Genomic DNA, 13,344 nt, shown 5'->3' on the forward strand with positions numbered 1-13,344 from the left:
ATGCACGCTTTAATACAAATATTATAACAAAAATATGAAGTAGGGTAAAGGTCATTTCAGACTTTTTTCTGCTTATCATCAGCCTCATAAATGACTGTCAGCAGCAAACTGCCTGAAAGCAGACCAACTACAGTTTTAATTGCTTGACTTATGTAGAAAAACAAACCTAGCTTTCACTAGGTTTGTAATTTCTTATCTGCAAGCAGATTTGAGTCCAAGAGTAATTCAAACTCTTACCCAGCACCAATTTGTCAGACTTACCACTTTACCGACCATTTGACAGCTCAAATCCATCACTTCTGGTTTTCAAAGATTGATGTTCTGAAATCATTGGTCTGATCGAGGTAAGCTTTGAAGACTGCTTTTTTAAGCTTGTGGACAGCACTGTCATGTTCTGGTTTATAGCCGCTCCAAGAATACCAATTATCATTTGCATCTTTGAGTACGGCTTCATCCATCAAGGTTTGCAACTCTTCTACAGTACTTATAGTCTTAGTAGCATAACTTGTCCATGGTTGTCTCGTATCATCAAATGTGACCTTGTTCAGGCTGTCGAACTTGTTTTTACGTTCTTCATACATAGCCTTCTTAAACTCTGTCCAATTATTAAACTGACCATTGAAGACCTTGCGTAAAACCAAGTCATCTGTTACCAGACCTCTGGTCTTACCATAGATACTGATTGTTTTCCCGTTTTGCTTGGCATCATCTTCATACTGGTTAGAGATATAAGGGACCATACCATCTTTGAAGCCTTTGGCTGCCAGAAGCTCATAAGCCATACGCCGTCCCATAAGATCTCCAGGCGTTCCTTTTTCACTGCTTAATGCAGAATAAATCGGAGAGAAGAGTTTAATCGTATGGTAACCATTTCTTTCAACGTCGCCGTTTTTGTACTCACGCGCCGAAACAATATCATTTTCAATGAGACTGTCGAATGAGTTTAATTTTTGCGCATCCGCCATTGTAATATTTTTTATCACATTCGTTGCGTAAACATCATTTCCATCAGCATCTCGGGAATATTTATTCTCGACTTTTCTCAGCGCGTTCACTTTCTGCACATCGGACAGACGGTTAACGATTGACATCCCTTCTAGATATTCCAACATATAAATGACATCAAACATGTTGTGAACATAGTTTTTCAAATCATCCGCATTTTGGAAACGTTTAGTTGGGTCTAGGACCTGCAAACGAGATTTTTCAGACGCATCATTCTTGTCATATTTGAGAATTGAGTTGACTGTGATTGTCGCATCATCTGGATGATCCGGTGCTTGCAACAAGCCCTTGGCAAAGAATTCAGGACCAAGACCGCTTCTTCTTCCATATCCGCCTAAATAGATCTCGTTATCAGAATCATGCGTCATTTCATGGGTATAGGTAATGGCTCCGTCCTTGTCTAACATCCGATAGCCCATGTAGTAAACACTGTCCCCAGTAGCGTAAGCTCCGTGCTTATTGTGTACGACCTTATTTCCAACTGGTCCGAAGAAATACTTCATAGCTGGATTAGAACTGTCAAATTGCGCCTCCGCTGTAGCCTTGCCGACAGTAGTATCATCTCCAAACTTATAGGCGTCATAGACCAAGATATTTCGATAGAGCTTTTCACGGCTCTGCTCGTCTAATATTCTATACCAATAATCATAATGGTCGCGTTGACGTTTTGCGGTTTCTTGGGCATTATCCTCAACAAACTTATTGAGTTCTGCTCCTGCTCTATGCTCATTATTTCTATATCTGTCATAGGCACCAAAACCCAGACTGGATATAGTCGAGATGACAAAGACCGATCTTTCAGGCATTGTCAGCAAAGGTAGAACCATATTCCGGTACTTCCAAGTGTCGCTGGTAATTCTGTCATACACCCCGATAGAATATTTGCTGCCAGCCTGCTCTTGTTTGACCCTCACCTCATCAATAGCTGATTTTTCTTCAACGATATAAGCCTTGGTTTGCTCTTTGAACCATTGATTATTTGTTTTGTTTGGTAAAAATACCTTTCGGTAATTGGCAAGCGTGCTAAACAAATCTTTTGTTGCATTATTATTTGCAAGGCTGATGCTATAGGCATCTACGTTGTTCTTGGCCAGAAGATTGTTATAGCCTGATTTACCTAATTCAATGATCGTGTCTAGCGGTGATACGTTGCCCTTACCAAAGAAATCCATGTGATACATGACTATGTCTTTGATATTCACATCACCATAGTTAAAGTTGTACCAGCGCTCTAAATAGGTCAAACCTAGAAGCAAGGCTTCCTTATTTCGTTTGATTTTATCTACGACGTAACCATTAATCGTTTGATTTTCGCTGGCAATGACTGCATCGGCAGACAACAGTTTTTCCAGTGTATTTGCTAGATTTTCCTTGGTTTTAGCAAACTGCTCTTCTAAGTATAATTCCGTCAGTGAAACGCCTGAAGAAATACCTAGGGTGTTTCTGATAGCCTCTGACTGATAATCGACTGCTTTCAAATCAGGCAAAACTTCATTGACGATTGAACTATGATTTTGTAAGAATTGATTTGGCGTATAGATGAGACCTGTATCGCCCACACGATATTCCGCTAACTTACTAAAGTCAGATTGGTAGGTGAGATCTAGCTTTTCAGATGTATGATCCTTATAATGAATCAAGAGCTTATTAGCTGCCTCTTTATGCGAAGCGATATCTGTAATCACTTCATTATCCTTCATCATGACTGCAGATAGGACTTCTTTTTCATACAAAGCGCTATCTTCTTTTACCAGATTACCGTATTTGACAATGGTTGCCTTATTATAAAACGGCAGCAATTTTTCAATATTCTTATATGCTAAAGCTCGACTGGCTTGATAGTCTTCAACCTTAGAAAAATCACTTTCTTTATTAGTGCCAGTCAGCAAAGTTTCGACTTTCGGTACAGAAAGAGAGTTAATTTCAGATTTCTTACTTGCGATTTGAGAAGCATCAAGGATTGTTCCCCTCTCTTCGAGAGATTCCTTGGTGACAACCTCATCCTTTTCAAGAGTCACTTTGTAGACTCTGTTGTCTTTGTTGCTAGATGAGTCAGTTATTCTCATTCCTCGATAGTGATAGCCACTAATCGCATTCCCATTCATAACATTGACATCGCTAAGAACATTGTGCAATCTTCCAGCATGTCTCTCTTCGTTAGAGTCTCTATCCCACAAGTAGCCAGCCACACCAGCAACACTTCCAAAGCGCTTCACATTATTAATGTCACCCTCGGCGTAACTATTGCTGATAAGAGCATCTTTCTCGACAAGACCTGCAAGGCCGCCGACAGTTTGGTTTGTGCTATCCGCATTTGACGAGATGGTAATCGTAGCTTTTGACTTATCAACTACTGCATTGATGCCAGTCAGTTGACCTACTAATCCTCCAATATTGTATGGTGCCCTCGTTTCATAGGAGTTGATAATCCTTCCCTTGAAACTACTGTTTGTAATCTTAGAATTATCAGCCTTCCAGACCAAGCCACCAATGCCACGTTCGCCAGCCAGAACACCGTCTACATGGACATTGTTAATCCTTGTTGCATTATTCGCTTCATTTGCAAGGGCACCAATATCAGTTTTCCCTGAGATATTTACATCTTTAAGAGCCAGATTTTCTACAGTAGCAGCGCTCAAAGTGTCAAATAAAGGCTTCTTCAAATTATAAATAGCATAATTTTTTCCGTCTTTGCTGCCAAAGAGCTTACCTGTAAATCTACCCTTTATATAACTGCTAGCGCCATTTTCTAGTTCGACCTCATTGGCATTCAAACTAGCACCTAAATAATAGGTTCCATTGAGATCATTATTTATAGCTTGAACCAAGTTACTAAAGGAAGTGAAGTTTGTGACTTCTCTCTCTGCCTTTTTAGCTAGATAAAAAGTAAAATTGTTCTCGTACTTATTGTCGATGTCCTGTTTTAATTTTTCAGCACTTGCAGTAATTTTATAAACTGGCTGACCATCTTTCGTGCTATCGAGTATTGAAGAAATCGGCAAGAAAACATCTTTAAATTTAGACGATTTCACTTTCACAAAATAATTCTCATGATTGCTTGGAATGGCATCCAGAGAAACGTGCTGCTTGTATTTTCCGTCAGATAGACTATATAGCTCTACATCAGATACATTTCTTAGCTCGATATTCTTTTCTGGTTCTTGCTTCTGCTCTTTCGGCTCCTCAGCTTTTTCAGCAGGATTTTCTGCTTCTGGCGCTGCTGGTGCGATGTTTCCAGTATACTCTTGCGGAGGCTCTACCTGCTCAGGCTCAACTATGGCACCGGCTTGAGTTCCTGTGTATTCAGGTAATGAAGACACTTGTTCAGGTTCTACGATTGCTCCTGCTTGTGTGCCTGTGTATTCCGGTAATGGTGTAACTTGCTCGGGTGTTACTACTGCACCGGATTGAGTTCCCGTATACTCTGGCAATGAAGTCGTTTGTTCAGGTTCTACTATGGCCCCAGATTGGACGCCTGTATATTCAGGCAACGGTGCGACTTGTTCGGGTTCAACGATTGCCCCAGATTGGACACCTCCAATCTCCGGTTCAATTTGTTCAGGCTCAACGATGGCTCCAGATAATGTACCTGTATACTCAGGTAATGAAGCGACCTGCTCAGGCTCAACGATTGCCCCTGATTGGACACCTGTGTACTCTGGTAAGGGAGCAATTTGCTCAGGTTGAACCAAGTTAGAAGTTACTGGTTTTTCGCTAGGCACTTCAACCTTTTTAGTCCCTTTTTCCACTATTTTAGGAGTCGCTTCCTCTATTTTTGTTGAAAGAACTTCCCTAGAAACTTCCGCATTATCTACCGTAAAAATTCGAACGACTTCGATTTTACGTCCTGGTTTGCCTTCTTGTTTTACTCTTACAGTACCTTCGGCTAAATCCGGATTTTCCTGTATTTGTTCTCCAAAGGCTATCTCAGTTTCAACGATCTCTTCTTTGTATAATAGTTCAGGCTTAGCTACTCGGCCAGACAAGACTTCATCTTGAGGCTCAATTGTATTGACGCCAAGAGTTTGATTTTTCAGCCCATTCTTATCAAAAGAAAGAGAATAATCTAGATTCTTATTTTGGTTTAAAACTTCTTTATCCTCATTAGCATTCTGCTGATTATCAAGAATCTTATTGTCTAATAATTTCTTAATCGATTCATCTTTTATGTAGCCAACATAGGTATAGCCCGAGATCTCACCCGGTGACGGCAGACTTTCCCCAGCCGATACTTGATATTCGGCATTATACTGTAGCAAGATACCATTTTCCAGTGCATCAACGGATAGTATCAAACCTCCACTGACACCAGCACCCACCAAAACAGTCAGTAGGAACTTGCTTTGAACCTTTCTTTTTGACACAACAAAAACAACCAATCCTATCGTCGTTAACAGACCAGCCGTCATCATAGTATTGGAATTGTTATTGTCACCTGTATTCGGTAAGGTTTTTGATCCAGTATTTGAGTTTAACCTGTAGACAAGATAGTAAGTCTCCTCGTTGCCTTCTGACATTTTAGGAAATCCACTTACAATCAACTCCTTTTCTTGCGGAGTCATTTCAGTATCTGTTACATATTTATAGTGAACATTGAACTTTTCCTGTGCTTGAACAGAGTCAACCCCAACGATAGAAACAAAAAATAAACTAGAAATAGCAGCCGAAACAAGCCCGACAGCTAATTTCCTAAAAGCAAACCGAGTTTGCTTCTCCCCAAAAAACTTTTTCATTAAAATCCCTTTCAAATTATTCCTAATGGAATAAAAACTTTTAAACAGAGAAGGAGCAATGATAAATCATTGCATCCATTCAACTGAATTTCATAATAATACAAACTAGAACTTCTATATAATATATCTAGATAACTTATGTTTTAAAATAAAAACATAGCCTGTTCACCCGTTTAAAATATCGAAGTCTATAAATGTTCAAAATGATTATAAATAAGTTGATTGTTCCTCAATACGATAGTTTGGAATTATTTGTACAGCAATTCCTTCATCTTCATCTTCGCTATCATCAAAGAGAATAGCCAACTTTCCCTCTCTACTGATTAGAATTTGCTTAGCTGAAAATCTTTCCTTTGCTTCAACACCATATTTAACAATCATTAGATTTTCCAATCTTGCAACATATTCACCCTTTTTCTTATTAAATTCCAAAAAAGCATTCTCTTGAGCTAAAGTTACATCATCTGATTCCCAGTACGCTTCTGCAGTTATACATATTGGTTTCTTTTTCAAAAACAAACATATTTCAGATTCAATCTCAAAACCAGAATCAAATTTCATATTACCAAACACTCTATTGTACATTACTTACTCCTATTTCTCTCTTTATGGCCTTTATTTTAGCGATACCTCCACTATGAATTATTCCTCCATGAATTTCACTGGGAACTAAATCCATGGTTTTCATATCACTTCTTTCGTGCCAAGTTAGTTTATTTTCTTTTCTAAAAGCTCTGATTTCTTCTGGTGATGTGTTTTGTTTTTTTGCCAGTTCTTTATCAGCATTAGCAAAATTTTTTTGCCTTTTATCACTAAATGATTCAATCTCCACAGTTCCTTTGCTCACTTTAGAAAAATCAGGTTCACTATCTTTAAAATAAATTCCATCAAAATTATACTTCTCTTTTATTTCTCCCCAATTTTTTCCTTCAGGATTAGTTTGAATATTGGGATGCACATAATCATCATAAGGGGTCCATTTTGAGTCACCTGATTTCCCTTCCCATTTACCATTTTCAGAGGGGATTTTTCTCGTATCATTTTTTCCGATATCAGATTCTTCAAATTTCCATGGTTTATTTCCGTTATCTTTTGATAATAGATTTTTCGTAAAATCTCTTGCTTCTTCTAGAGTAATAGCTGTTTCTGGCATAACTTTTCTAAAATTATTATTCTCTACTTTATCAGTAATAAATGAATCTATTTTCTTAGTTTCCATAATCAACAAACACTTCCCTTATTTTTATATATTTCTATAAAACTTTTGAATATATTCTCATAATCTGTATCTCTACGAGATTGTTCATCAATAATCAGTGATAATATTAAATTAATTTGTTCAGATTTATATTCTTTTATATAAGGTCTAAAGCCTTCAACAACAGAATGAGACCACTCAAAAATATTATCGATACCTTTAGAGTTTTCAATAGCTAATTTTGCTCCAAGTAGTTCATATAATAATTCTCTTAAAATAGCATTAGACTCATCATCGGATATAGAGCCTCTGTAACTAAGGAATAGTCGTTTTAAGTTTGATTTTAAATTAGACTTTAAAACCTGATTTTTTATATCAAAGAAATATTTATCGCTTTCCACTCTCAAAATACATTTATTCAATATCCAATCAATCATAAGTCGAGTTATTTCTATTGTATCCATTGATTTATTTTTTAAATCATTTATTTGAGGTTTATAATTTGTTCCGAATGAATCATACTTCTCCACCTTGCACAAGACCGGCTGAATCCATTCATTTTGATAAACTGCTGCAACACCTTTTGGTAATTTTGCTAATTCCAAAATTTGGTCATCATTTAGATTTGCAGATCTACCAACTAGATCTCGATCAGTGAAATCAGGAAGACGCATTACAATTTTAGTATTGGTATTACGGATAACAGATAAATCTAGAAGTCCTGGTGCTTGATCAGCTATAATAAAACCTTCTCCATAAGTACGCATTTCTGCAATAGCATTAGCGAGCATCTCAACACTTTTTCCAAGAAGGTTGCTTGATTCTGAAGACTGTTCAGTTGAAGTTCTCTTTAATAGATTATGAGCTTCTTCCAAGACGGTTAGGTGACGAAGCGAAGAATTCATCTCTGCTTGAGACATTCTATATTCTTGCAATTTTAAGACTAATATTCCCATTATTAATGATTTAGTCTCACTAGAACCAATCCGACTTAGGTCTACAATCACATTTGAATCAAATAATTGCTGTTCAGATAGTTCATCTTGAGAAAAAATGATTCCATTTATACCATTTGTTAAAGATTCAATTCTAGTCAATAAAGAACCTTTATAAGCGCCTTTATTTTCGCTATCATACTCACTTGAGTCAATAATTTCTTTTATATTTTCAGCAACGTCTCCAAATGTTGGATAAATTGTACCATAAGAATTTCTTGATTGAAGCAAATCCCATCCACAATCTATGTACGACTTTTCAACTGCTTTTTTTAAGACCGCTGGCATAGCAGCATACATAGGCCAACATACATTGAAAATTTCAATTAAACGATCTAGATGTTCTAAAATATGAATTTCCTTAGAAAAACTAAAAGGGTTCAATCTGAGCAAAGGTGTTAATTTCGGATTCGTGCCATATACTGCTACATCCTTTTCCTGGCCAAAGACATGTTTATATTCCCCTTTTGCAGGCTCTACAACAAGAAATTTGACATTATTTTCCCTTGCTTCGCTTAAAAGCTGGTAAATAGTATTACTCTTACCAGATCCTGTGCTTCCTGTTATAAAAGCATGGGACGTTAAAGAATTCAAAGATAAATCTACCGAAACTCTTTCCTCGCGGTTCATATGAAAAATATTTCCTAATCGGATGTTTTGCTCAGATTTATCATCCAAATCATAAGAAACAATATTTCGACCAAATTCTGTACATTCTATAATAGGCAGACCTGGAATAGATTTTTGAGGAAAATTCAAAGAATAAGCTAATTCTTGACCAGACAAAGGAACAGTAGGAGTAACTATAGATGGATAGACATAATAAGTCGCATCATTTTCTAAAATACTAGGATTCAATGCAAATATTGGATGTCGCAAATCCCTCAAATAGTGAACAATTTCTCGAGTATCGGCACTACTCTCTCCCATATCACCACGCCACAGATTAACGGATGATTTACTCATATAGGACTCTTCTCCCTGAGTCAGAGCTAGATAAGTATGAGCGACATTATTAGCGATATTTTGGTCTTCGCTAAGTACATAAGCAGCAAACTCCCACATACCCAGAGCAGTTCCTTTTTCAAATCGTTTCATCTGCTCATCCAAAACAGATAATGCATGATGAATATTGTGGTTCATAAAGAACTGATTAATCCCTTCATTCTTACCAACCGTAGCTGTTACATTTGAGGCACGGGCAAAATTTGCTCCGATGTTGGAACCAAAATTGACCGCCCGAGAAACTCCCGCAGTCTTTCCCAAAGTTTCAGAGATAGCTCTACCAGCAGTTTTAGTAACAGCTTTTCCTACTGTCTTAGCGAAGGTTTTGCCAGTTGAATCGGAAACAGAAGAGCCTTTAGAAATAGAATGACTATAGTCAGTATGACCACCAAGCTCTACTTCACCTACAAAAGGGAGCTTTGCATTTCCGCTAGCAGATACTCCTCCTCCAAAAGAATCTGATGAACCTTTGTTGCTACCACTAGTATGACTGCTGTTAGTTCCGTCAGTCTGACCACTTGAATCTGTCGTTGAATCTCCGCTAGATTGTGTCTTCCCTAGGGATTGATTAGTCGATTGACTTTGGCCATGCTGAATCCCAGCACTAGCTCCAATATTAACTCCGAAAGTTGCCATGGAAGTCGTTGCGTCAGATTCAGTGAAAGTGTAGCTAGTCTGCCATTTCTCGAAAGGAGCTAAAGCAGAATATAATTCAGAAAGCCGCAACTTGCGATTTTCTACATCCTGAATCGGACTTGCCAAAAGAATCAAGCTATAATCTTGACTAGGTCCCTCAGGAATGATACCATCAATCAATTTTTCAATTGTTTGGCTAATAAATTTTTCAGATTTCGCAGTTGGAAGGTTAGATACTGTTGCTACAGAGTATGATTTTTGATTATTCAAGCAAGGTATACGCCCGCGACCAATCTCTTCTTTGACTGTTGAACCAGGAAAATTTCCTTTTATAGCTTCTAGAAGTCGCTTTTTATAATTGTCAACATTGACATTATCGCTAGCATTCTCCGTATTAATTACAGCTAGAAAGACTTTTGTATCATTCTCTGTGCGATGAAAGACCAAGGCAATATTACATCTCTCATTAGAAAGCACTTCATAGACATTTACTAATTTTTCTAGACTGTTTTCTCGCTTATCTGTAACCCATTTCGTTATATTAAAATAACGGACATTATATGCTGGATTGAAATCTTCGTTATATTCAGCAGAATTTTCTAAAGGAACATACAGCTCTTTTATCTGTTCTAAATAAGAGTTAAACACCTCAACGCCACATGACGCCAATAGTCTGCTAGTAAATTCCCCATCACTAATATCTGGTTGATCTGCAAGATATTTTTCCTTTTGTTCCTCGACATCCTTTAGCTGCTCTGGACTCAAGGCGGATAATTTCGCTAATTTGTCTGCAGCTTTAGCTCCCGCTTTACTGATTAAATTTTTTATTCCCATAACTTTTCCCTCGAACTACATCTCCACTTATTTCCAAGATATCATCCGCTTGATTTCATTTACATAAGTTTTAATCTGCTTTTGCTGTTCTTCAAGGCTGTAAATTTCTTTAATAACCTTTTGAATTCTCTGATCCAATTCCTTCAGTTCCGGACTAAATTCAATAATGTTGTTTTTGATAAGACTTCCCAAATCCTGTACCCAATTGTTAAATTTACGTTCGTGTTCTGAGCGAATACTCTCACTAAATTCAGTCAATTTAGCTTTAAATTCTTTATTATAAGTATTAGTCAGACCTGAAATATTTATTTTATTTGATTTTAATCGATAGTCACCAATTCTAAAAATGTAACTTAATTCATCTCTATTAAATTTGCCTAAATCAAATTGATTAAAATCTATTTCTTCATAAGAAATAATGATTTCTGAAATAGCTTTTCTTTTCTCTGGCTGAATATCCAAATCGCCTGAAATAACCTTCTCCAATTCTTTTCGAACATCAGATGTAGCATTAACCCAAAATTCTTTTGAAAATTGGTTAAAACGCTCCTTTGCCATAACCAAATTTTCACTGAACTCTTTCTTGATAACATTAAGAACTTCTGCTGAAGCCTGTTCTTCAATCTTTCTTCGTCTATCTTCACCCAACTTATAATTATTAAATGAATCTTCTATATGCCCTTTCAATTTTGAAAAGACATCTGCTCCTGAATGAATATCATCAACAATCACTTCAGGATATTCAAGAGCTATATGTTCATAGAAATCCTTATACAGAGATTCTGCTCTTTCCTTTTTTAAATTCTGGGTCAAGCTTTGTAAATAACTCAGCATTTCCTCAGGGTATCGGCTAGTATAGTCTTCCCTTTCCCGAGATATGCTTTTATCAATTGTTTCAAGAATTTCAGATTTTTGAGAATCAAGTTTATTCTGTAACTCTACCTTGCGACTACCCAATTCCTGATTTTTCTCTTCGATTTCTTTATCAGTAATACCAATCAATTGATTCAAAGTATCCCTAGCTTGTTGGCACTTATCATAATGCGAATATTTATTTACAAAACTCTTAATTGAATCTTCAATTGTTAACAATCCACTATTTGCATAGATTATATTGGAATTAGATTCTGCAGTCTCAACCATTGAAGAAATCATCTGCCTAGGGAGAATATTAAAATCAAACAATTGCTTGTAATAATCGTTTTCTGGATCTGAATACTTAGCTTTATAAGTATTGAATAATTCTGAGTAGAATTCTCCCTTAAGATTCCCATCCAGTTTAGCCCCTAAACCAAGTATGGATGAAACATAAAATATACCTTGAGCGTACAGTTCACGCGGTATCGATTGATTCATAATTTTTTGTTTAAAAGATTCTTTTTTAAATCTTCTCAAGCTAATATCTGCAGTTTCTGCTTTATTCACCACAATCATAGTAAAACGACTGTCTAAACCTGCAACTTTCTTTAACTTATCTTTTAAATTATCGTTATCTGTACTGTCCATCGAACTGCTATCTGTCACAAAAATAGGAAGACCGTTAGACATCCCTTTCATAGCCTTATCCAGAACATCTGAATGTTGCAAATTAGTAGAAGAATTTGAACCCGGAGTATCAAAAATAGCAATTTTATAATTTATATCATCCAGAGTACTTCTGCCAAAAGGTACTTCTATCTCAATCAAATCCCCTATTTCAGAATCTGAAATATCATTTAATTCCTCTAAAACTAAACGTACCTTTTCAATAATTGAAGCTGGCTTCTCCTCATCGAAAGCCTCTTTGATTGATGTTAATAATTCTCCCCCATCAGTTAAACCATCCACGACTAACTGATAATCTCGAAATTGAATTTTAGCATCTTTTCCTTTAAATGTAATCCTGACACTTGCCCTATCATCATAAGGTGTGGAAGATATTTTGTAAACTTTTGCTGTGACAGGTGTTTCAGCACTTGGTAATAATTCGGAACCAATTAAAGAATTAATAAATGTTGACTTACCGGCACTATAAGTTCCTAAAACACAAATTGGTACAATATCGTTAGAAGCATCTGAAAACCTCTTTAATTGCTGCTGTATCTCGCCACTCTTATCCTCAATATTTTTTGTTATTAAAGGATCTAATTTTTGAAAAATCCGATTTATTTCAGGCAAAACATCTCTAGCATTTTCTAAATAATTTTCTGATTTTTCGAGTTGAATATTCTCAAACTTAATATCCGTAATCAAACGTTCTAGTTCTTGATACTCATCGTCACTACCTGAAAAACAGATAGACAATACATCATCGGGATTAGAATATTCAGTAATTATTTGATTTATAATCTCATAAACTTTAAAAGGAAAAAATCCAATTTGATACTCGCTACTAATCAGTTTGCTATTAGAATTACTATCCTCGTCAATAGATGTCCATGAATTCAGCTGATTATTCCAACGCTCAAATAAAACCCTTTTTTCATAAGGATTGCTGACGATTTTTATCTTATTCATAATATCTCCTAAATCGCAATAATCTGTCTAAATTATATCATAGAATCCTATTTTTTGTTAGCGTTTTAACATAAAAATGATTTTTGAATACAAAAAAACCAAGTCTTTCGACTTGGTTGATTTCTATGATGGAAACTCTATTATTTAAGAGTAACTGAAGCACCAGCTTCTTCCAATTTTGCTTTAAGTTCTTCAGCTTCTGCTGCAGCAACGCCTTCTTTGATAACGTTTGGTGCACCATCAACAAGTTCTTTAGCTTCTTTAAGGCCAAGACCAGTGATTTCACGTACAACTTTGATAACGCCGACTTTCTTATCGCCAGCAGCAGTCAATTCGATATCGAATGAATCCTTAGCAGCGGCAGCTTCACCAGCACCAGCAGCAGCTACAGCTACAGGAGCAGCTGCAGTTACACCAAATTCTTCTTCGATAGCTTTTACAA

General features: G+C 36.4%; 6 protein-coding genes. All 6 read right to left on the reverse strand.

The features are described 5' to 3' along the window. Positions 1-293: 293 nt before the first annotated feature. Positions 294-5,738 (reverse strand): ZmpA/ZmpB/ZmpC family metallo-endopeptidase, encoded by a 5,445-nt coding sequence (locus RYK49_RS08465; RefSeq protein WP_314865434.1) that lies wholly within the window; start codon positions 5,736-5,738, stop codon positions 294-296. A gap of 207 nt (positions 5,739-5,945) precedes the next feature. Next, entirely contained in the window at positions 5,946-6,323 is a 378-nt protein-coding gene (locus RYK49_RS08470) for a hypothetical protein (protein ID WP_314830487.1), read from the reverse strand. Further along, positions 6,313-6,957 carry an HNH endonuclease gene (locus RYK49_RS08475; protein WP_268701502.1) on the reverse strand — a complete coding sequence of 215 codons (645 nt, stop codon included), beginning with the start codon at positions 6,955-6,957 and terminating at the stop codon, positions 6,313-6,315. The genes RYK49_RS08470 and RYK49_RS08475 overlap by 11 nt, the downstream gene beginning before the upstream one ends. 2 nt (positions 6,958-6,959) lie before the next feature. Next, positions 6,960-10,406 carry an ATP-binding protein gene (locus RYK49_RS08480; protein ID WP_314830486.1) on the reverse strand — a complete coding sequence of 1,149 codons (3,447 nt, stop codon included), beginning with the start codon at positions 10,404-10,406 and terminating at the stop codon, positions 6,960-6,962. A 27-nt stretch (positions 10,407-10,433) separates the two neighbouring features. Then, complete coding sequence (locus RYK49_RS08485; RefSeq protein ID WP_314830485.1) at positions 10,434-12,902, reverse strand: dynamin family protein; 2,469 nt, start codon at positions 12,900-12,902, stop codon at positions 10,434-10,436. A gap of 140 nt (positions 12,903-13,042) precedes the next feature. Then, positions 13,043-13,344 (reverse strand): 50S ribosomal protein L7/L12 (gene rplL, locus RYK49_RS08490; RefSeq protein WP_314865436.1); only part of this gene is annotated, 302 nt, incomplete at its 5' end.

The organism is uncultured Streptococcus sp. (assembly GCF_963525625.1).
GTDB lineage: Bacteria > Bacillota > Bacilli > Lactobacillales > Streptococcaceae > Streptococcus.